The organism is Halobacteriovorax sp. RT-2-6, assembly GCF_047085025.1.
Lineage (GTDB): Bacteria > Bdellovibrionota > Bacteriovoracia > Bacteriovoracales > Bacteriovoracaceae > Halobacteriovorax_A.
Window position 1 is genome coordinate 350,007 of record NZ_JBKIYH010000002.1, and the last position, 23,262, is coordinate 373,268.

The 23,262-nt window shown below is 38.1% G+C and carries 11 protein-coding genes and 1 pseudogene; 7 read left to right on the forward strand and 5 right to left on the reverse strand.

Annotated features, from left to right (window positions below; genetic code table 11):
- Positions 1–60 precede the first annotated feature (60 nt).
- The 3 genes from ACMAYS_RS10190 to ACMAYS_RS10200 form a co-directional block, all read right to left on the reverse strand.
- Positions 61–6,555, reverse strand: coding sequence for a tail fiber domain-containing protein (locus tag ACMAYS_RS10190; protein ID WP_412463208.1), 6,495 nt, complete (start codon positions 6,553–6,555; stop codon positions 61–63).
- A gap of 139 nt (positions 6,556–6,694) precedes the next feature.
- A complete protein-coding gene (locus tag ACMAYS_RS10195; protein WP_412463209.1) occupies positions 6,695–8,179 on the reverse strand; it encodes a hypothetical protein in 1,485 nt (494 codons plus the stop codon).
- 142 nt (positions 8,180–8,321) lie between these two features.
- Positions 8,322–10,304 (reverse strand): BCCT family transporter, encoded by a 1,983-nt coding sequence (locus ACMAYS_RS10200; RefSeq protein ID WP_392993651.1) that lies wholly within the window; start codon positions 10,302–10,304, stop codon positions 8,322–8,324.
- Positions 10,305–10,512: 208 nt separating this feature from the next.
- Between ACMAYS_RS10200 and ACMAYS_RS10205 the strand changes: the two are divergent.
- The 5 genes and pseudogenes from ACMAYS_RS10205 to ACMAYS_RS10225 form a co-directional block, all read left to right on the forward strand.
- Positions 10,513–10,596, forward strand: a pseudogene (locus ACMAYS_RS10205) (phosphoribulokinase); the annotation flags it as partial.
- Positions 10,597–10,635: 39 nt separating this feature from the next.
- Positions 10,636–10,935 (forward strand): CBS domain-containing protein, encoded by a 300-nt coding sequence (locus tag ACMAYS_RS10210; protein ID WP_370446913.1) that lies wholly within the window; start codon positions 10,636–10,638, stop codon positions 10,933–10,935.
- Positions 10,936–11,001: 66 nt separating this feature from the next.
- Positions 11,002–12,294: a Na+/H+ antiporter NhaC family protein gene (locus ACMAYS_RS10215; RefSeq protein WP_412463210.1), complete on the forward strand. Its 1,293-nt coding sequence runs from the start codon at positions 11,002–11,004 to the stop codon at positions 12,292–12,294.
- 67 nt (positions 12,295–12,361) lie between these two features.
- Positions 12,362–13,414, forward strand: a complete 1,053-nt coding sequence (locus ACMAYS_RS10220; protein ID WP_412463211.1) for a hypothetical protein — start codon at positions 12,362–12,364, stop codon at positions 13,412–13,414.
- A 355-nt stretch (positions 13,415–13,769) separates the two neighbouring features.
- Positions 13,770–21,023 (forward strand): tandem-95 repeat protein, encoded by a 7,254-nt coding sequence (locus ACMAYS_RS10225; RefSeq protein ID WP_412463212.1) that lies wholly within the window; start codon positions 13,770–13,772, stop codon positions 21,021–21,023.
- On the opposite strand, the gene ACMAYS_RS10230 is transcribed toward ACMAYS_RS10225, so the two are convergent.
- Entirely contained in the window at positions 21,020–21,814 is a 795-nt protein-coding gene (locus ACMAYS_RS10230; protein WP_103218166.1) for a hypothetical protein, read from the reverse strand. The genes ACMAYS_RS10225 and ACMAYS_RS10230 overlap by 4 nt on opposite strands.
- A 99-nt stretch (positions 21,815–21,913) precedes the next feature.
- On the opposite strand from ACMAYS_RS10230, the gene ACMAYS_RS10235 reads away from it, so the two are divergent.
- Both ACMAYS_RS10235 and ACMAYS_RS10240 read left to right on the forward strand, forming a co-directional pair.
- Positions 21,914–22,300 carry a hypothetical protein gene (locus ACMAYS_RS10235; RefSeq protein ID WP_392992642.1) on the forward strand — a complete coding sequence of 129 codons (387 nt, stop codon included), beginning with the start codon at positions 21,914–21,916 and terminating at the stop codon, positions 22,298–22,300.
- 33 nt (positions 22,301–22,333) lie between these two features.
- The gene (locus tag ACMAYS_RS10240) at positions 22,334–22,693 is read left to right on the forward strand and encodes a hypothetical protein (RefSeq protein WP_103218168.1); all 360 of its coding nucleotides are present in this window, start codon (positions 22,334–22,336) and stop codon (positions 22,691–22,693) included.
- A 31-nt stretch (positions 22,694–22,724) separates the two neighbouring features.
- On the opposite strand, the gene ACMAYS_RS10245 is transcribed toward ACMAYS_RS10240, so the two are convergent.
- A complete protein-coding gene (locus tag ACMAYS_RS10245) occupies positions 22,725–23,174 on the reverse strand; it encodes a CBS domain-containing protein (RefSeq protein WP_103218169.1) in 450 nt (149 codons plus the stop codon).
- Between the last annotated feature and the right edge of the window lie 88 nt (positions 23,175–23,262).

Here is a 23,262-nt window from a genome sequence, read left to right on the forward strand (position 1 = left end):
TGCCGGTGATGATTCTAAGTAGCCTAAATTCGCCTTGATTTTGGGCCAAAAGAATAAGAATTATTGTCCACAGAAAGGAGCTTCAGGATCTTTTGAACATAGATAGTCTTTAAGCATCTTATTTTCGGCCTTAAACTCAGTATTCTCTTCTTTAAGGTTTGCGATTTCTCGACTATTTTTCTCAATTAAAATCTGTTGTGCTTTGGTTGCTTCAATCAAAGGTGCGACTAATTTTGAGTAAGCAACAGACTTATATCCAGCTTCATCTTCCACTACTGCTTCAGGAAATATTTCTTCTACATTTTGAGCGATAACACCAACATCTCTAACTTCAACAAAATTCATATCTGGAAATTCGTCATTACGCCAATCAAAGTATACACCATCAAGTGCCAATATTTTCTCAATTGGATCTTCAATGACTGAGATATTCTTCTTATAGCGCTTATCAGATGTATTCACATAGGCTGCATTACCTGCAACTGTCCCAGCAACATGCAATTTATAAGATGGTGTGGTTGTACCAATACCAACATTCCCCGACACATTTTTAAGATGAATTCCTGGTACGTAACTCGCTCCACTTTTCGCATATGCGCCAAATACTTCAGTTCCATTTTCTCCTGCATGTATTGTAAAGGCCCTTTTAGTCGATGTACTTCCTTGAGCTATATCAAAGTCTGAGTCAGCTCGAGTTGAGTACAATTTAGTTCCAGTTGTCGACATCGCTGAAAATGTTCCTGCGACCTCAAGAGCATGAGTTGGTGCGATAGTTCCAATCCCAACATTTCCATCCCACACAAATGTATTGGTATTTAAATCCATAAATCCAGAAACTTTGTCTGAGTCTGTTTCAACAAAAGTTATCTGAGCATCAGACTCAATACTCATGGCATTATCATATGGAAGAGATGGCCCTAGTCCAGTTTTTGATTTTTGTCCCAAGAGATGTGGATAGATCGCATACTTATCAGTTGTTGAAGTTAGATTATATCCAAGAGCATAATCAGAAGCCGTTGATATATTTCCGGCAGCAACATTTATTGCATTAGTATGTATAGCGTTTTGTGAAAATGTTGTAACGTTTGTGACATCTGTATCATAGACAAGTCTTAATTGCTCTACTCCTGTAGCATTATATGCATAACCAGTAAAAGTTGCGTTATACATCGTCGAGTTATCTGGAATAGCAAGAGCAACATACTTCACGCCACTATAAGTAACATAAGCAAGATAAGTGTATTCACCATAGTTGATAATATTTCCTCGACAGCTATCATAAGCACAGGCCGTATTAACTTGTGCTGAAACTTTTCGATTCCATGCAGCCGTTCCACCTCGCCTTAAATTAATTTCACCATTTACATAGTGCTCGTCTAAGAGAGCTCCATCATAGGCACGGTGAAGAAGAATATAATTTACACCAGTCGAGTTTTCAGTTTGTGAGTAACCATCAATCTTACGATTAACATGATAGTGTTTACCATTTTCATAAACGTGTAGGCGCGATGATGGAGTACTTGTCCCAATCCCAACATTCGCCGTTTGGCGACTAATGCTGATAGCATTTACATCACTTGATGTTAATAGGTCGGCCGTATCATGAACACCAATATGAAGATAGTCTGGCCCCGTTCCATCATAGTGAATATATCCACCTTGGAATGTATTATTAGGCTCAGCAAAACGAATACGACCGCCTTCAAATTGATTACTTACATCTCCAGCAAGAGTTAGTGTTGGCCCATTAGTGACATCATCAGCTCCACGTACCGTAAGTTTTGAAATAGGCTCAGATGAACCGATACCAACCTTACCATCATTTGCGATGATCATTCTTGTTTGCTCTGATAGAGAACCGTTCGTTACAGTTTTAAAATCGAGATCAGTTCCTCTAGTCGTCGGGCTCCAGTCCTCTGATGCTCGCCCTGAAATTCCGGCCAGCGCAGTTGTCGCCCAATTTGTGCCATCAAATCCAGTAAAAGATATTCGTCCCACTTCATGATTCTCTAATGGAGCTGTCTCTGCACCAATAGTCCCCTTAGCTCCACGTAGGAGTAAGTGAGAAGGATTACCTGAAACGCGGTCAAAGAAGATAGGCTCTGTTCCGAATGTATGAATTTGACCTTGAGGAGTATTCGTCCCGATACCTACTCGCCCAGTGTTATAATAAATATCACTTCCCGAAGTCGACCATTGAGTAGCTCTCGCATCAACATAATTCTTCATGGCACTTACTGAAGCGGCTTGAGTTGTTTCACTACCTGCAGTTGAGTTAACAACGGCCGCAGTTTGAGCACGAGAGTCAGTGAAAAATAAATTAGTACCTTCACTTACTTGCGTAGTCGTCATGCCTGTAAGCTGTGAACCATCCATTGCAGGTATTCGTCCTGTGCCATCAAGACGAACAAGCTCGTTTGCACCATTTGAAGTTGTGATTTCATTTTCATTTGCAAATACACTCGATAGACATTTCCCTCCGTCAATACAGATATCGTTATCAACAGTGATCGCTCCATCGTTTGCAATAGCAAGACCTGTTCCCCCGCCACTTCCAACTAATTTATAAGTTGTCAGATCAATATTTTTAGAAGCTACATGGCTTCCCATATTATCAGAGCCACCAAGTTTTATAACTCTTAGTGATCCATCTGTAACAGAACCATCACTTAAACTGAATCGTCCTTCAATATAGTCAGTTGATCCATTCATTGAAACAATTCCAGAAGCTGTCTTATCGGCATTTCCAGAATTTGTAGATCTCGTCCAAGATGCAATGATATTAGAGCCATTCTTCGTAGCTAAAGCGTAGTGATGTCCACCAGTCGTCATTCCATTTGCAATACTTTGAATGACAACAAGATAATTCCCCGCCTGCTTAGGAACAAAGCGGTCTGTTGTTAAATCGAATTCACCATTTATATCAACATGTTTAGTCGTATAGTTTAAAACTCCACTACCACTATGTGTACCACCAGAGAAAGATACATGAACAAAGCTTTCTGCATCTCCAGCACCACTTAAATTCACTCCAAGACTATTCCAAGTTGAGCCTTGATAAATATAAAGGCTTTGAATATCAGTATCGTAAACGACAAGACCTTCGGCCGGTGATGCAATGGCATTTCTTTGAACAGATGTCATACGTGGTGGTAAGAAACCTTTTGTAGTAGAAGATACATCAAGTGCAGCTGATGCATCAGGAGTTGTCCCAATACCAAACGAAGTAAAGAAGTTATCTCCAAGATCAAGAGGGTCAAAACAGTAGAAGCTCCCAAGACCATTAGTTCTTAATACTTCTCCATTTGCACAACTTGAAGCAAGACCAGCAAGTTGCGTATCAGTGATGGCTTCAGCAGGAATAGAAAATGTTGTTCCCGTTAAATCAAGACCTGCGCCTGCAGTATAAGTTGTATTCGTATCAGTATCTGTATCAATATCAGTAACACATGATAGGCTTGTTCCATCAGATTTTAAAACTTCTCCTACTCCACATGTTGGAAGAGTTGTTTTAGCAAAAGCCGAAACACTAGGATCAGTTTCGACAGAAGTTGGAAGTCGCCCACTTCCATCAAGTTGTGGAATTTGACTTGCACTTGTTCCCACATCCACGGCCAATGTTCCAGATGTTGTTATTGTTCCACCAGTAAGACCAGCTCCGGCGGCAACTGATGTTACTGTACCAGCTCCAGTTCCTGCTGTTGAGAGACAATTACCTCCATCAATACAAATATCGCTTGAAACTGTAACATTACCAGAGGCATCAATTGTAATCCCTTCTGCATCTCCATCACCTGAGAGGTAATTAGAACCAAGAAGTAAGTTTTGTGTCAGAATGTGATTACCTAAATTATCACTTCCTCCCCCTGCACCAGAAGTTCCACCACTAATCTTTACCCCTGAAAAATTCCAGTCTTGTCGACTTGAACTTGTTAGAGTCTGCGTTGTACTAACTGTATGATAGGCCCTGATATCAACGACATCACCAGCATTAAGTTTTATGATACGTGATGTAGATTGACGTCCAGAATCCGCACTACCATGTCTTTGGTCAAAGTGAACAGGAGAACCATTTACATAAATACCAACATATTCATTACTACTTCCTGCTGCACCACCAGTTGGGTAGACATTAGCTGAAAATGCATAGATCCCAGCTTCAGGCGCTGTAAATAGACCTGTTGATGGATCATAACTATTACTTGCATCGTAAAGTTCAGTCGTATACTTTACAGTAGTCGCAGAAGCATAAGGAATGCTCAAACTAGAGACTCCATAAGCTTCGAATTCATGAGAACCAGCTTCATTTAAGTTCTTAGCGACAGGTGTTCCACTATTGTTAGCACAGATCTTATAATTGTCGACACTACTGTCATACCAGATCATCCCAACATTTGTGCTGTCACAAGTTTGACCATTTAAAGAATTTGCGCGAATTGGCCCTATAGAATCAATATTAGTTGAAGGATTTCCATTTTGAACACCAATAAAACCGTTTGGTTTTAAAACTAGCCCAGTTGTCGAGCTTCCATCCGAGTCATAGAAATTATAGAAGATTGAGTTTTGTTGGTTATCAACTCTACCGTCTCCACCAGCAAAGATATGCCAATTCTTATTTCCCAATGTATTTGGAGTTGTTCCAAGTGTCATGAGATTAATTGCAACATTATCATCTCTTTCTGCATCTTCTGATGAAATAGTAAAACGTGGAAAACCTCCACTTGTAACTTCTAAAGTTGTCGATGGATCGTTAGTTCCAATACCGACTGAACCACCGTTATAATATATTTTACTGCCATTTGTTCCCCACTGAGTTGCACGAGCGTCAACATAGGTTTTAATAGAATTAACAGAAGGCGCTTTATCAGTTTCACTACCAGCTGTTGAATTTACAACTAATGTAGAGTTTGCAGTAATTGATGTTGCGTGAGCATTTAGTTGGGCCTGGACTTTTCCAAAAGCCTGCAGAATTGTATCAGTTGCAAGAACGGTAGAAGCGGCTCCAGTTGAAAAACCATTTAAGGCAACATCAAGGGCCGGGTTATAATTGATAATTGAATCAGCTAACTTATCACCTACTCCAACCTGAGCAATCTTGCCATTCGTTGTCCCAACATCAACCGCAAGAGTTCCAGAAGAAGTGATTGTTCCACCAGTAAGACCAGCTCCTCCAGTTACTGACGTCACAGTTCCAGCATTTCCTGTTGGCCAAGAAGTTCGACAGTCAGCTCCAATACAAAGCCCTGTCCCCTTCACATTACCTGCAACTTCTAACTTCTCTGTTGGATTAAGAACACCGACACCAACTCGCCCAGCATTTGTTACTGCAAGACTTTCAATATCTGCTCCATCAATATCACTTACAATTCTAAAGCTGTGATAGCTATTTGAAATTCCCTCAGAGGCTATGAGAAGACCTGCCATATTAGCATAATCTGTAATAGCGGCCACATCTGCGTCGGTGGCACCAAAGCGCATTGTATTAACATCATTTGCTGTTCCAACAACATGCAGCGGTCCTGTTGGAGAATTTGTTCCAATACCAACATGTCCAGTATTAAAGTAAATATCGAGTCCTGAATCCGTCCATTGAGATGATGTAATAGCACTAGTTTGGGCCGTTACATAATTTTTTACTGAATCAACTGAAGGTGCAATTGTTGTCTGCACACCACTCATATCATTAATAACTTTCGCATCTGCAATAGCTGTGGCCGTTGCATCAACATAACTCTTAACAACATTCTCTGTTGCAACAGCAGTAGTTGTCCCTAGAGGTCCTGCACTATTAATAGTTAAGCCTACATCACCAGGAGTTGCTCCAGTCTTATCGATCTTTGTCCAAGAAATTCCAGCGTTTGTATTGATATCAGCATCAACAATTAAATTGTCCTGAATATCATTTGCCGTTGTTGAAGGCGGTGTTGTATTACCACTCTTCACACGTCCCTGCGCATCCACAACAACAGAATAGTAAGTTGTATTATCAGTCACAAGGCTTGGTAATCCTATCACTCCCGCATTGTTAACAAGCGTTGAATCAACAGCGACAGCGGCCGTTTGGTCCACGCACTCAAGTTCATTTGATGCGTTTACTGAAACCACCTGACCAGGAGAGCAAGTAGCTGCGATAACTAAATTATTCGAAAGAGCAGCATGATTAGCATATACCGAAATTGGAGTTGCTAGTACATTTTGAAAATCATAAACAACAGGATTACCAACATCAGTTATGTCTGTTACTTGTATGACTAAAGATTCTCCTGAAGGGATACCATCAATCACCCCAGCAATGCCAGCAAAGTCTAACTCGACAGTGTAAATACCATTGGAAAGAGCAACGGCGTTGATTGTCTCAGTTCCCCTACTTACTCCAGTAGAGCCAGAGTAATAGAGATCAAATTTTAAATTAGGAGTTCCTGTTACTGGTGTTCCGTTTGCTAGAACTAGTCGGCCTGAGTAGCCGAGCTTAGTTGTGGATGCAATTACGCTATGACTTAAGAATAGACTTAAGAAAAGAAATAAAAAGAATGTTAAATTTCTACTAACGTACAACTAACTTCCTCTGTTAATACAGTGGCATATCGACATTTTAGATCAATTGATTAAATGAAAGAAATTTAATGACTTAGAGAGGAAGAATCTTCACAGCCTTAAGAAAGCCGCCAATAAAATGAGTAACTTATTAATTAATCTACTGATGAGTTACAGTATAGAGACCTTGTTTATTTGAGGTGATTCCTTGGTCATTACTTAACTGACCTGAATTAGAAGTATTTGGAGTAGCTTGGAAATGGCCATAACCGACAAAGCTTCCATAAGTTGTGCGAATACCAGAAATAACAGGAGTTGCTCCAGTTGCCGTGAATGCAGCAATATTGAAATCACGAATCACAACATTTTGCACCTGACATGAGATAATCCCTAAATTTCGATCTTCCAAAACTGTTGCAATATAATTATCACCAGTAGCAAAATCACCAATGCCGATCAATTGATCAATCTGCTCAGTAGCAGGATTAAGAGATGAGACATCGACATTTGTCGCGATTGATGAAAAGCCAGAAGTACCGTAGTCATGATAAATTTGATCACAGGTCCAATTTAGTCCCCCTGCTCCTGGGTTTGTCCCTTTAAAATTGATTTGATGATAGTAGTAATTGGCCTTACCAAAATCACCCGACTGAGTATAATTAGGGAGGGCATTAGCAGTTGTTTGAGCATAAACTTTTGGGAAAGTTACCAATAAGTCTGGCGGAGTTGAATCAATAGTATATGTAAACTCGGCCACCTCTGTTGAGCTTGTCGTGCTCATCGACTCTGCAAAGAACGATAGGCCATATTCTCCATCTACTGAACCAACAGCAATCGGCCCAGAGTAAATTGTTGGAGATGAGACAGGGTCACAAAATCCCCCACCAGTTTGTAAACAATATGAAATTTTAGAAAACTCACTACAAGTAATAGTGACATTGATTGTTGTTGAATACATACCTTCTGCACGATCCACAGAACAAGTTACAGGAGTGATAACTGGATCATTTGAACTACTACTTCCACTTGAACTAGAAGAAGATGAGCTACTAGTGTTATCATTATCATCATTCGTTGAGCTTGAAGCGCCTGTCTTAACACCTAAATCATTATTAGTGATTGAGGCAATTGAGCTTGAAGTACTAGGGCCATCACTTGCGCTACTACCACTATCTGATGAGAAATTATTTGAAGAAGAACCCTCTCCTACTAGGCTTCCAGCATCTCCACCACTATCAGAAGAACCAATATAAGCTGAGCCTCCTCCTGCAGAAATACTTCCACTCCCACTTGGGCCACCATAATTTTCTTCGTGGCCAGAGCCTTCAAGTTGCTGGGCCTCGTAAGCAGGATCTCTTACAACCTTGCCACCTACTGAAACTCGTGATGATTCTTCCTTTCTTTTTCTTGTTGGAAATTGGCGACTGATCTCTTCTTCGTAAGAAGAAGGTCGACGCTTAGAGCGGCCAGCTTCGTCTCTTTCAAACTCTGCTATATTCTCCTGAGCATCACTAGACTTAGATAGCATTTTATCTTCAGGAGAAGTTCCTGATTCGGGGGCCAGGAAGCTAAAATAAGAAACAACTGCAGCGATTACACCTGCACCAAAAATATTTCTTAATAGCGAACGAAATTCTGAACTCAAAGTTACACCTTCCCCTACTTTTCTTATCGGTTAATTTTAATACATCTTTAAAAAGAACAATAATTTAGTAGGAAAAGGCGTATAAATTAGTAAATAGCTAATATTATTTGCCAAATTTTAGAGTCAGCATGACCTATCTTCATTAAACGAGCTCTGAGTTTGAAAGGTGAAGAAAGTGAAAATGCTTCTCGTATTGAGTTACCGCATCGGCAACAATTTGATTCTTCGTGTAACCAAAAACATCATATTCCTGCCCACCACTTAGTAGAAAGACCTCAGCACGATAGTACTTTTCATGCTCTTCATCGGGTGCATACTCAGGAACTTCAAATGAGCGAAGAAATACCTCATACTTAAAGTCTTCCACTTCTTCATTGTGAATAACTAAAGAGATAGAATCCTTTTTGTTAGTATTTAATCTAGCATCAAGTCCTCTCTTTTTAAATTCTTCCTGAAGCTCAACTAAGCCAGGTTCAACTACTTCATTTAAAAACTTATCAGCTTCTTTAAACTTTGGATGGCTAAGTAGAGAATCGAGTCTTTCCTGCCATGTTGTATTGGACTGCTCATATTGAATAGTCGTGGTGTGATTTTGAACTTGTTTCATCAAGAGTAAATCAGCACGTAACGATTTCACCAAACAATAAATTGCTATCATTAAGAGAATGATCATCGGAAAGGCGGAAGCAATAGTCATCGTCTGTAGCGCATCCAAACCACCAGAGTGAAGAAGAATTGCTGCAACAACACCTTCTGTAACCGCCCAAAAAATTCTTTGCCAAACCGGTGGCTCTTCTTGACCACCAGAAGCAAGTGTATCAATAACTAAAGAACCAGAGTCAGAAGAGCTCACAAAGAAAGTCACAACGAGAAGAACTCCTAAGACAGAGAGTGCCGCAGAAAAAGGAAAATATTCAAAGAAGCGAAATAGTGCGACTGGAACATTACCATTAACCGCTTCGACAAATTTTCCACTCGTATCTTTTAAGGCAATACTAATTGCAGAGTTTCCAAAAACCGTCATCCAAAGAAATGTAAAACCGGCCGGTACAAAGAGAACTCCAATCATAAATTCTCGAATCGTGCGTCCTCTTGAGATACGTGCAATAAACATTCCTACAAATGGTGACCATGAAATCCACCATCCCCAATATAGAAGTGTCCAACCACCAATCCACTTTTCTTTCTTTTCATAAGCATAAAGATTAAAAGTTTTATAGATAATATCTGAAAGATATGATCCTGTATTTTGAACATACTGCTGAAATAAGTGTACTGTATCACCTAATGCCATGACCGCAACAAGTAAGATGACTGCGACAACAAGATTGATATTAGATAATTTCTTAATTCCTCCGTCTAATCCAAGAACAACTGAAATTGTCGCCATCCCTGTAATAATCGCGATGAGAATGACTTGGATTGTTTCCGATTGAGGAATGCCAATTAAATAGTGAAGACCTGCATTGACTTGAGCAACACCAAAACCCAAGGAAGTCGCAACACCAAACATCGTTCCAATAACGGCAAATGTATCCACGACATCACCTGCAACACCATGTACTTTGTCGCCTAGTATTGGATAAAAAGCAGAGCGAGGAAGAAGAGGGAGATTCTTTCGATAACAAAAGTAAGCAAGACAAACTGCTAAAAGAGCATAAACACCCCAAGCATGAAGGCCCCAGTGAAAGAAGGTAATCTTCATTGCTTCACGTGCACTCTCAATTGTTTGAGCTTCCCCTACAGGAGGTGAAGAGAAGTGCATAATAGGTTCGGCCACTCCAAAAAAGAGCAATCCAATTCCCATTCCTGCAGAAAAGAGCATGGCAAACCAAGAAAGGTTTGTATAACCAGGCTCAGAATGATCAGGTCCTAACTTAATGTCACCAAGGCGGCTGACCATAAGCCAAAGTGAAGTAAATAAAATGATTCCCATTGATAAAACATAAACCCAACTTGTCTTAGCAATTAGCCAAGCTTGAATTCCTTTAAAAAACTGACTTAAGTGACCAGGCCAAATTGAGCCGATTGCAGTGATTAAGAGAATAAAGAAGGCAGAAGAAAAGAAAACATTCTTGTTGATAGTTGATTCGACTTCATTAGTCGATTTCGATTCTTTATTGATAACAAACTCCCCTTTAATTGGGCCCGTAACGGATCCAACACAAAATAACGTATAAAAACCAATACCTACCTATCGACAAATTAGTTAATTATTTTAAAGTTAAATTTCTTTGATTTACTTTAACAAAATGATAACTCAACACATCTCTCTAAACGTCCGTTATAACCCTTGTTACAAAAACGAGGAAAATATGGACATTAAAAACATCATGACAAAAACACCAATTACTATCACAGAGAATAAATCAATCAGGGATGCGGCAAAGCTAATGTGCGATAAAAAAATAAGTGCATTACCCGTTCTCAATGACGATGGAAATGTCGTTGGAATTATCACTGAATCAGACTTTGTTGGAAAAGAAGTTGAAGTCCCTCATGCTATGGCCAAACTCAAACAGGCCTTTGGTCAGAATTTAAATTTTACTCAGCTTGAAAAATCGTACGAGCAAATAAAAGAAATAAGAGTTGGCGATGTCATGAGTAGAAACGTTAAGTCACTAACAGAAGATACTGACCTAGAAGGCTATGTACAGTTCATGATAGAGAAACATATTAAACGTGTTCCAGTTATAAAAGATAATAAACTTGTGGGAATTGTTACACGTAAGGATATTATAAAGTCATTTCTCTAGACGCAATTTATTGGCTTATGATAATGGAGTATAATACATAAAAAAAACTGTATTGAAGGTACTTCTATGTCACATATTAAGCAAAAAATATCTCTACTTCCACTTCTACTTTTTGTTGTTATTTACTTAGGAACTGGTATTTACTTTCAAATGAAAGGTGTTAAACATGCTTTTTATCAAGTACCTGCACCAATTGCCATTCTCCCAGCAATCTTTCTTGCATTTTTTATTACTAAGGATACGCTTAATAATAATGTTTCAAAGTTTGTAAAAGGAATTGGGCATCCGGATATTATTACAATGTGCCTAATTTACCTTCTTGCAGGAGCATTTTCTACAATTGCGACGGAGACAGGTGGAGTTGATGCAATTGTTAACTTAGGCCTATCAATAATTCCTACCACTCTCATTCTTCCAGGTGTTTTCGTTATTTCAGCGCTAGTTTCAACTGCCATGGGTACATCAATGGGTACAATCGGTGCAATTGGTCCAATAGCTCTTTCAATGGCGACCAAAACAGATATCAACCTTGGTATCCTAGCAGGTGCAGTAATGTCTGGTGCAATGTTTGGGGATAACCTTTCAGTTATTTCAGACACAACGATTGCGGCCACAAGAACCCAAGGTTGTAATATGCGAGATAAGTTTCAAGAGAACTTTAAGATTGCTTCTTTTGCGGCACTTATAGCTATCATTCTCTACTTCTTTCTAATCTCTGCACCAAATGTCACGATTGATAAACCAACAAATCTCTATTTGGGAATTCCATATATATTCATCCTTCTCCTGGCCATCTTAGGAGTAAATGTATTTGTCGTTTTATCGGGCGGGATTATTCTTGCTGGAATCGTTGCTCTTTTCAATGGTTTTGATTTTTCAACTATTATCGGACTTACATATCGAGGCTTCAGTAGTATGCAAGAGATCTTTCTTCTCTCTCTTCTAATTGGCGGTCTAAGTGAGTTTATTAGATCAGAGGGCGGCCTTGACTACATTTCTGGAAAGATTCAAAAACTAATTTCTAAACTTGCCCATATAAATAAAAAAGCGGCAGACCAAATTGGAATTGGGCTTTTATCTGCACTTACAAATATATGTGTTGCTAATAACACTGTATCGATTATCATCGTTGGACCTATTGCAAGAAGGCTTGCTATACAAGGTGATATTTCCCCAAAAAGAAGCGCATCTTTAATTGATATTTTTAGCTGTGTGGTTCAAGGGCTACTTCCTTATGGCGCCCAGGCACTACTACTTGGAGTTACTTTTAAGATATCTCCATGGGAAGTCGTTACAAACTCTTATTATTGTATGATTCTTCCATTTATTGCTCTAGGTTTCATCTTTACAAGACGTTAGAGCGTATAATTTTTGCGATTTCTTCTATTTCAATTGAGATGAATGGGTATTTTTGTCATAAAGACCTATGCAAAATTCCCTAGTTAAGTATTTATTATTCATTGCCCTATCAATCCAAACACTAGCTTTAAGCGAATATGCCGCAAGCTTTGATACAGTAAATAGTGCAAAATGTAGTACAAAGATTCCAACGAATTGGCAGATCTCTCAATTTGCAAAACCATACTTAACAACTAAACTAGATGAGGCATACTCTCTCCTAGTTAAAAACTATGTTTACGATGGATTAAGATCTAAAGAAGATTTTAAAGACAAGATATTAGCAGCAAGTAAGTGCCAATCTAAAAGCTGTAAACTTAAAGAGCTATTTGAAAGTGATGAACTTATTGAAAAGTCCATCTTTCTACTTTTTAAATATGGACTCAACACTTCTCCTTACGCAAATAAAGATGCAGCACTTCTTGATCTAGAACAAATGGATGCCATTATTAAAGGTGTTAACCTACTGCCTCTTCACCTTCCCAAATTATGGAGCAGCAAACGATTAGTTCGTCATATAAAAGAAGATATAGGATACGGTACTCATGGGATGATCTTTGCAAATGCTTCTATTGAACTTTATGCTCCATGGGATAGAGAACTTGATGAAGATGGAAAGGCTTACAGCCTTTTTCATGAGCTTGGCCATAACCTCGCTTATTTTTACAACCTAAACTATTCCTCATTTTGGTGGGATATGTCAGGTTGGATCGACCATCCAATGGGATGGAGATACAATCGTAACGAAATGGTTTCTTTATACGGTCAAACAAATCCAAGTGAAGATGCAGCCGAAAGTATCGCTGCTTACCGTTTAAATCCATCACACTTAAAAAAAGTTTCTCCTAAGAAGTACGCATTTATTCGTGATTACATTTTTCTTGGCCAGGAGTATTTACAAGAAAGTAAATGTCACATTCGTCCTGTCGAAGATTACCTAAACTCATTAATCAAAGAGTCAAAACTTAAGTGTAGTACAAATGAGTGCACTCTTAAATATTTAAAGAAAGCAATTGCTAAAGATGAGAAATATCCTCACTTTTTAAAAGCAAAAGATACATTCCTAGAAAATTTTCTATAAATTGCTCTATTGGCCATTAATTTCTATTTAGTGGCCATCGCAAACTATTTTTATCACTTACATATTTCTACTAAAAGCATCTTCAACCAATTTTTAAGTACTTATACAGATAGTAAATAGACTATTGAAGTCATGATAACTTAATAAAAAGTTAAAAATTCCGATAAATTTTAGTGACACTTAAGTAAATAAAATTATCTGGGGGAATTTAGACAGCGATATGAAAAAAATAGGCCAGCTGATATTCAATCCAAAGCTACTTATATTATCACTCGCAATTATAGTGTGTTATGTTTTTATTTTTTCAGAAAATCAAAAGAAAGAATATTCTAGTAATAAAATTCAAAATAAACACTTGTTAAAAAACTATAAAAAAAATGGCATTACAAATAAGTCAAAAAAGTCAAAATCTGAAAGTTTCAAAAGTCGATATAGAAGAGGAATTGCTTCAGAGGCAACAACACCAAATAATTCAAATTCATATGACAACTACGAACAAGATGCTCGAGTCTCAAAAGTTTCTGCACAGGTGGCCAGAAACTTTTCTAAGGTAGCAAATGCAACTCCTCTAATCACCTCACCTGATTACTATCAACAATCAATGGAATACTTTAGCGAGTCACCATCTAAAGAGAATAGAAATGAGCAGCAAGATAAAAATGAAGATATAGTCTCAACTGGTGGACTAAAAGTACAAGAAGAGCAAGTAGCTCAACAAGAAGAAACGACAGAAAGTAAAAAAGGAAGTGGCAGTTCTTATATTCCAAAAAGACCTAATATATATGGAACAATCCCACCTCTTAAAGAGTACTTTAAGACCACATCAATCTCTCTTATTTCGAAGGCATATGCGGCGCCAATTGATATAAACTGTAGTGATGCAAAAGTTGAACTCTTTGACTTAGCAACAATGACGCCTCTTGCAGACAATCCTCTTTCAGGAAATGCAGTAGAAGAAGAGACACTATTTGAATTTGATCCATTTGATCTAAGCCTTGATATGCTGGCCCCAACAAAATACTTTCTTAGAACTTCTGGCTGTAATTATGTTTTTGAAAGAATTGTAACGAGTTTCACTGATCCTCAAAATATTACCCAAGCTTCGACTATTATTTCACAGGTCGTTAAAACGAAATTAAAAGATGAAGTAAATACGATTAACAATCATACAGTTTCTTTAATGATTAGTGAATTAGAGCAACAAATAAATGCAGATGATAATCTTAGTGAGACATATTCAAAACTACAAAGCAACACAACGATAAGTGATACATTTGATAATTCATTTAGTGATGCCCATACAATTCTTGAGAACTCTCTACCTGATATTAAAGAAATAACAGTTCCTCAGTCACTTGAGGAGAAGAAAAGCTACCTCTTTACAATCCAAGCATATGACCATTGGTCTGTGAATTATGAAATAGCATATGAGTGGTATTTAGAAGATTTGAAAACACCATCGGCACCAGTATTGATGTCAAAGTCTGCAAGCTGGTCTTACACACCATCAGCAAACCATAGTGATGAATTTATTATTTCTCTCTTTATAGGTAAAAGCGATGGATCTGGAAATGTAATTCGAGGAAATGCAGACATACCATATCATGAATTTTCATGGAAATACCCAGATGCAACAATTGGAACGACCTTTACTGATACCTCCCCTGTTACAGCACCGTCAATACAACTTGCAGCCTCTCAAAATAATCCGACGAATAATCTAGCAATAAACCTTGAGGTTTTAACAGGAACTGAGATATCTCCAGGTCTAATGACAAATTGTGAAACCTTTTCAAAACTTGCAATAACAGAGAGCTCATCTGCACCAACAGCTCCTGAGTTTAATATAGATTGTACGGATGAGAATTTTCAAAATATCATAAAAATAATTACTACTGGAGATGGGTCGAGAAAACTCTACTTATGGGCAATTGATCATAATTCAAAAATAAGCTCACCAAAAGAAATAGATTTTGTCATTGATCAGACACCTCCAGAAATCACAATTCCTAGTATTGCGGCCCTTAGGGCAGATACTTACTTTAATCTCGTTTGGAATATTTCAGAGCAACATGGCCTTGCCATTCTTCCTCATACAGTTGAGTTTCTTGACTCAAATGGAACAAGTTGGACAACAATTTCGTCGAGTACACCTTCTGCAGATGGAGTGCTAATAAATAATTCCTTTAATCATGGTTTTACACTACCCGATCGAGCACAAACGAATGCTAAAATTAGAATTAGCTTATCTGATGCTCTAGGAAATACTTCGACAATTGAATCGAATACTTTTGAATTACAAAAAGCACTCCTTTCAACAACTCCTTCAAGTCACAATTTTAACGGAGTACCAAATAATTCAATCTCAATGGCCCAAACATTTACAATTACCAACTCAGGAACGGGAGTTACAAAGAATTGTACTGTCCCACAGCTTTCAGGGACAAATGCGAGTGAATTCCAAATTATAAATGACAACTGTGGGTCAAACAACTTAAGTGTCAATCAGAGCTGTTCATATCAAGTACAAGCAATACCAACAACTAAAGGTACAAAATCTGCGACATTGACTTGGACGTGCGATACTGACATTACGTCAGTAAATTTAAACTATACTTCAGAAAACGTTATCCCAACTACCGCAAGCAATCTTTCTATTACGACAGACGAAGACACTCCGGTAAACTTTGATGTTAATCCATCATCTGATACAGATGGTGATCCTATTACTTATACGATTGTTACACCTCCTACTAATGGAGCACTAACAAATTGTCTAGCAAGTAACAATGACCTAAACTGTGACTATACGCCGAGTGCTAATTATTTCGGAACAGATAGTTTTACTTATAAATCAAATGATGGAACTGCTGATTCCTCAGGAGTCACAACTGTTACGATTACTGTAAACTCAATTAATGACACTCCAACTATTCCGACAACACAAGCTGTTGCAACAGATGAAGATATACCTGTTACATTTGATTTAAACATTGGTTCCGATATAGATGGTGATACGCTAACTTATCATGTTTCCTCAACGACAAGTAATGGAATTCTTTCATGTACAGGGGGTACAAATAGAAGTTGTACCTACACTCCAAGTTTAAACTATAACGGAGTCGACACATTCACTTATTATGTAAATGATGGCACAATTAACTCATCGACAGCAACTGTTACGATTACGATAAATGCTATTAATGACCTTCCGGACATGGCCGCTGACTTCAGCATAACAACGCCAGAAGACACACCGATAAACTTTAGTGTAGCAGCTGCTACAGACGTTGATCCAGACACTCTAACATATACGATTGTGACTCCCCCATCGAATGGTCTACTTACAAATTGTATGGCAGCAGATGGAGACCTTAACTGTGACTATTCTCCAAATTTAAACTATAACGGCGTGGATACTTTTACATACCGTGCAAATGATGGAGTAGCCGATTCAGCAACTGTCACAACAGTAACAATTAATATTACTCCTGTTAACGACGCCCCAACTCTAGCAGCGACACAGTCAATAACGACAGATGAAGATACGCCTATTACATTTGATCTTAATGCTGGTGCAGACATTGATGGTGATATTCTAAACTATACGATCACTCTTTCTACCGGTAATGGTTTCTTAACTTGTGATGAAGGTACTAGTCGATCTTGTACTTATACTCCTTCTTCTAATTTTAATGGTTCAGATGATTTTACTTACCAAGTTAGTGATGGAGAATATAACTCAACAACGGCCACTGTTAACATTACTGTTAACGCCTTAAATGATGCACCAGTTGCAGCGGCAGATAATTCATTAATTTTTAGAGATAATACTTTATACACAATAAACTTAGACCCAGGAAGTGATGTTGAGACAGCAACTGGCTCACTACAATATAAGATCACTCAAGCTCCTGCCGTTGGGACACTTTCGAACTGTATTGACCAGATAAGCTATGGAAGTGATCTAGTATGTGACTATATTGCACCTGTAAACACAAATACAACAGTTACAATTAAGTACGTTGTATATGATGGTCAACTAGAGTCAACGACAGAAACAACTCTAACTATTACTGTTAATGATGAGACTTCGACAGTACCATCTCTTACACCAGTAAACTTTACTGCCGGTACGTCAACAAGTTCGAACCCGATGACTCTGACTGCAGCGAGCTGTGATGATATATCTCAAGTTTTAATTAGTGAATCAACGACAACACCACTAGCTTCTGATTCAGCTTGGCAAAATTGTTCGACGGCCATTGGCGCTATTTCTTATGACCCAAGTGTATTAAATACTCAAGGATACCGAACTCTGCGTATCTACGGGAAAGATCCTGTGGGTAATATTTCAGCTTACGACAGTATCGACTTTATTTATGACTCCCTTGCTCCATCACTATCTTTTGATAATGTTCCGACACTTCCTTGGGGAATAAACTACGCAATAAAATGGAAAACAACAGAGGCCACTGTCAGTGCAACAAAGAATCATACTTTTTCAGTCTCATATAATGGTGGTTCTACATGGACACAACTTGGGCTTACTTCTGTAGCGACTGATGGCCCTCACTCTGATACACCATTTAGCTATAATTACACTGTCCCTTCAGGAACACTATATAATGATGTTCGCTTTAAGGTAACTCTTACGGATGATAATGGCATGACAGGCGAAGCGATCTCTAACTCATTTAGGATCGTTGAGGACTTAGGTGCCCCATTCATTCACACAGCAACTTTCAAAATTAATGGATCGACGACGCCGACTCCTACGGCAGTTAAGTATGTAAGCGTTGAATTCGATGCAGAAGACCTCGATACAGTCATTACTCATTTCTGCCTTAAAGGAAATGATACAACTCTGCCAAGCGCTAATGACGAGTGCTGGAAAGCTATGGATGCTCCTTCACCAGGGCTTACTCTAAATACGTTTATGCCTGTTCGCGACTATAGCTTCCTTCTAGGTTTTGCTCCATCAAACTTTAAAGTATCTGTTTGGGTAAAAGATCTAGCTGGAAATATTTCATCTAACCCTGATGCAACTCTTGGTAAAGACTTTGTAACAATGAACTATACTCCAGATCAGGCTCCTGTTATCTCGGAATTCTTTGTTACTAATTCTGATTCACCAAGTAGTCCAGTAGAAGATATTGATCTAACATTTAATAATGGTGATACAGTATATATCTCATGGAGAACAGTCGATAATAAAACGATTCCAGATGGAACAACAAAATTATATTATACAACTGATGACATCGAGTTTCACCCTATTGTCTCGGCACAAAATCTAAATAATAGTGCAAATAATTGCCCGCAAGTTAACTCTGCAACAAATCCACTTGATGACAATGCAACAGCATGCTACCAGTGGACTTTCCCTCTTGCTGATGGACAGTATTTTAGGCTAAGTGTTACCGCTGCAGATAGTGCAAATCAAGATACCTCAGCAACATCTGTTGCACTTAACTCGACGAAGTTTAAAATTCTTGCAGGAAATGTTGACCCAGGAACTGGCTCATCGGCCAAGTCTGCCCAACTTTTTCCAAAATCAACACAAGCACCATACTCCCTTGCAGTTACAAGTGATGGGAAGATATTCTTTAACGATAAGGTTCGAGGTATTCTTTATATCAATCCTTTCACAAACGTTCTTGAGCAACTAATCCCAATTGGAGATGAGGTTGGTGACGGTGTAACTGTTGATCAAGCATCTGTAAAAGATGTACAAAAAATCACAATGGATTTTCAAGATCGCCTCCTGATTTGGGACGAGAATTCAATTCGTCGTGTCGATACAACAGTCGTTCCCATGACTATTGAAACAATTATTGGAATGAAAGCTGATGGAACGATTGGTACAAATCGTAGTGATATTATTCTAGACCCAAGAGATTTCAATTTAAACCGTGGTAATTCATATTCAATGTTCCAGCCACTACCTAATGGTGATATTTGGTTTAACGATCAAACAAATCGTGTAAGCAACAATAACTTAATTAGAATTTACAAAGGCTCTCTTTCTTCACCACGTTTAGAATCTAGACGAATTTCAGGTACTGGTGGAAGCTCTCCTCCAACAAGTGCAATTAGTGGAAACACTTCTGCCACGGCCGAAATGGATACAGAAATCATCTCTGCTTATCAAATTGGCTTTGACGTTAATACGAGTGAAGTTACTTCACTTTTTGCAAAATACTACCGTGGTCTAAATGGTTGTTCATACTATATGCGAGAAGAGATTGACCCTTCTACATTTGTTGCAACTGGTGTAGCGATTCCAAGCCACGATACAACTTGTGTAGATGCGTATGGAAGATCTACGAATGATGGAAGTACATGGGGATGGAGTTATCACATCGGTTACCCTACACGAGTTAATCGTTATAACCCTACAACAAACTCTTATGAAGCGACAAAACTAGGAAATGGTATTCATGGTACTTGCCCAGATGGAACACTTGCAACGAGTTGTCCAATTAGATTACAAGACTTCTTCGTTAACAAAGATGGAGTCTTCTTCTTTGTCGATGCCAATACGATCAGAGTAATTGATGCTCAAGGAAAGGTCCAAACACTCTATGGACAAACACAGTCATTTGGAGACAATGGACTCGGTCAGGATGCTCGCTTTGGAAATATTCAATTTATTGACCATGGTGTTGGAGATAATATCATTCTTGTTGACTCACAAGAAAGAATCATTCGAGAAGTTCAACCAAACGAATCAATCAACCAAGTTATTCGAGTGGCCGGAAATGGAGTTCTTGCTCGCGGCTCTTTTAGTATTAGTGCTGACCCACGAACACAAATGCTTGATACAGGAGGATGGTCGCAAAACTTCTCTATGGCAACAAATCCGGCCAATGGTGACATCTACTTCCCTTGTCGTTGGGATAATGTCTGCCTCCTTTCAAGAGCTACAAATCAGTGGTCACACTTTATGGGTCTAAACGGTGGAGGAAGTTGGACCACAACGGCCACAGTAGATGGCTTAACAATTGATATGGGTAACTATACCCCTTCTGTTAATGGTTTCTACAATGGCGGTATTTTAACTGGACACTACTCTTGGTCGGGAACTGCAAATAATAACTCGATCTTCCGCTATACAACAACGGATGGAATGTCTCAATTTATTGCAGGAACAGGTGGAGGCGTCCATGCTGGAGCAGGTTCTTGTCCAGTAGGGCCAGGGGAAAATTGTGTTTTAAAAAATGTTAGACAACACTGGAATGCATCGACTTGGGATAGTAGTGCTGGAAAAATACTTTTTGAAATGGAATACGATAGAAGTGGTGCTAAAACATTTAGACATTTATCAAATAACTATACTTCTTTCTCATCGTTTAACTACGGTGCGACAAGTTTCAGTTCTATTGTAAAAGTAGGAAGCATCATTTATGGCTGTACAGAAGACTACGAACTAATTAAGTGGGATACTGTTAGTGATTTACGAACAGTTCTTCCGATTCCAGGAACGGCCGCTTGTCACGGTTATCGTATCCTCTACAAGCCTGCGGCAAATGGAAAACCAAATCGTATCGTTTTCCCATTCCACCAAAATGGTTTACATGGTATCGCAGAGTACTTCCTAAACTAACCAGGTAACTGCCCTCTATTAAGAGAGATATGTAAGTGGAGAACCTCGTTATTATAACGATTATCTGATTCATCTGATAAACGCACAATATCTGATATCGAATCAATTTGATTCTTAATAAGAGAAAGATATCTTGGTGATATTCTACGAATCATCATTTTATTCACTAGATTTTGAAACTTAAAGTTTTTACCAAACTCCATATCCCAATCATCAAACTTCCCATATGCCTTGCTAATTGTCTCACTTTCTTCTTTTGGAAAGCGAAATTCAGTTGATCTAGCATAGATTAGGCCATCTTGTTCAAAGGCAATTTCGGCCTTGATAAGATCATTAACAACACTCTTTTTAATGGAGTATGTTTTAAGCTCCCTAATATCGAGAGCACTTCTTGAAAGAGTTAAAATGAGAAATAGGAAGTAATGAGACTTTGTTTGTGCTAGAGCATTTATTTGCATAACAGAAAGGTAGCGTTGCCCCTGATTGGCCTTTGAGATAACTTCTTCCAGCTTCTCCTCTTCCTGATTACTCTCCTTGAATAAATAATCAAAAGAAGAAAATTGATTACGACAAAAGCTCAGAATAAGTGCATTTGCATCTTTTGTTTTTAAACACTTTGCAATTTGATTAACGATAACAGACGAAGGAAATGCACTCCCCTTTTCAATCTTAACGAAATATTGATAATTGCACTCCAATCCCTTCTTCGCCAACATTTCATAGAATGATTTCGCACTCTTATGCCCGTATGCCTTTCTAATCTTAACCAAATCTTGACCAAAGTGAACCATAAATCTCCTGACAGGCGATTATCGCCTAATAGAATACTTTTCAATGGATTATCGGAATTATAGAACTCATTCATTAATAAAATTTGGAGATAATAATTAATGAGAAAGCTAATTGCTCTGCTACTAATTTGCCTTACAACTTATGCTGGAAACGGTGTTGAGCGTGGAAAAGTAATCCTAACAGGACAGTTTGAGATTCAAAAAGAAATTAGAAATTATCTTTCAAAAGAACTGACGAAGTGCTCTCTAGGAATAGCACAAGAGCGCTTTAATATTAAAAACATTGCAATTACAAAAGATAAAGTTGATCAGGGTATTACTGATTACTACTACAAAATTGAGCTTACACACTTAGATAATATTGGAAATAACCTTAATGACATCAAGATCGAAATTGAAGATGCTGATTATAGTAACTGGCGCCGTTACGAAGAGAAGCTTTCCATTCAATTACTATCTGATGTGAAAGGAAATTGTAATCTTTAATTATTAATACACGTATAAACAACGGAGAAAAAAATGAAATTTATTTTAGTAGCACTAATGACACTTTCGGCATCAGCTTCAATTATCAACTCAACTTTTGAAGCTCGTCACAACGACAAAATCGTTGATGCAATCATCAACGAGTGTAACGTAATGAAAGACCTTACTCTTGTAGCAACAAAGAAAGAAAAAGTTGTTGTTGATCAAGGGATCGTAGATTACAAGTTCGTATCAACTTTCACAGGAAAGCAAAGATACGATCAAAATATGTTTGATCACTACGAAATTACAGTTGAGTCTTGGCTATTTGATGGTTATGACCACAATACAAAAGAAGCTAACTGGTACTATGTAGATTCAGTTGAATGTGAAATGACAGCAGAGATGCAATAAAATAGAAAGGCCTCACACGAGGCCTTTTTTATTATTTTACGCTTTCGAAAGCTTTTAAAATATCTTTTCTAGTAATAATACCAACTAGCTTATCCCCATCACAAACAGGAATTCTCTTAAGTTGTTTTTTCATCATAAGCTCTACTACAGCTGTTAGAGAGTAGTCAGAAGTAACAGTCGTTACATTCTTTGTCATAATCTCTGAAAGAGGCTTATTCTTAGCTTTCTTATAAATATCTTCAACGTCACCAAGATTATAGTCCATTCCAAATAGTCTCTTAATAGAAGCAAGAGCATGTGGGATTTCTACTTCTCTACCGATGAAGTCCGATTGAGTTACAATACCAACTAATTTGTCAGCGCTATCTAAGATTGGCATAACACTCACACCTAGATCAAGCATTGCTTTTGCTGCATCTGCAACAGTTTGAGTATCGCGACAAGTTGTTACATCTTTAGTCATAAATTCAGTTACTTTCATATAAACCTCAATTTTGTATTAATCCTCACTATTTTAACTTAAACTTGGCCCCTTAGCTATCATTATGAACAAGTGCCCAAAACCGAGA

Excerpts from the sequence above, each read along its gene's own strand:
- ACMAYS_RS10230 (WP_103218166.1), bottom strand. The coding sequence starts at position 21,814 with ATGGTTCACTTTGGTCAAGATTTGGTTAAGATTAGAAAGGCATACGGG.
- ACMAYS_RS10240 (WP_103218168.1), top strand. The coding sequence starts at position 22,334 with ATGAAATTTATTTTAGTAGCACTAATGACACTTTCGGCATCAGCTTCA.
- ACMAYS_RS10215 (WP_412463210.1), top strand. The coding sequence starts at position 11,002 with ATGTCACATATTAAGCAAAAAATATCTCTACTTCCACTTCTACTTTTT.
- ACMAYS_RS10220 (WP_412463211.1), top strand. The coding sequence starts at position 12,362 with ATGCAAAATTCCCTAGTTAAGTATTTATTATTCATTGCCCTATCAATC.
- ACMAYS_RS10235 (WP_392992642.1), top strand. The coding sequence starts at position 21,914 with ATGAGAAAGCTAATTGCTCTGCTACTAATTTGCCTTACAACTTATGCT.
- ACMAYS_RS10245 (WP_103218169.1), bottom strand. The coding sequence starts at position 23,174 with ATGAAAGTAACTGAATTTATGACTAAAGATGTAACAACTTGTCGCGAT.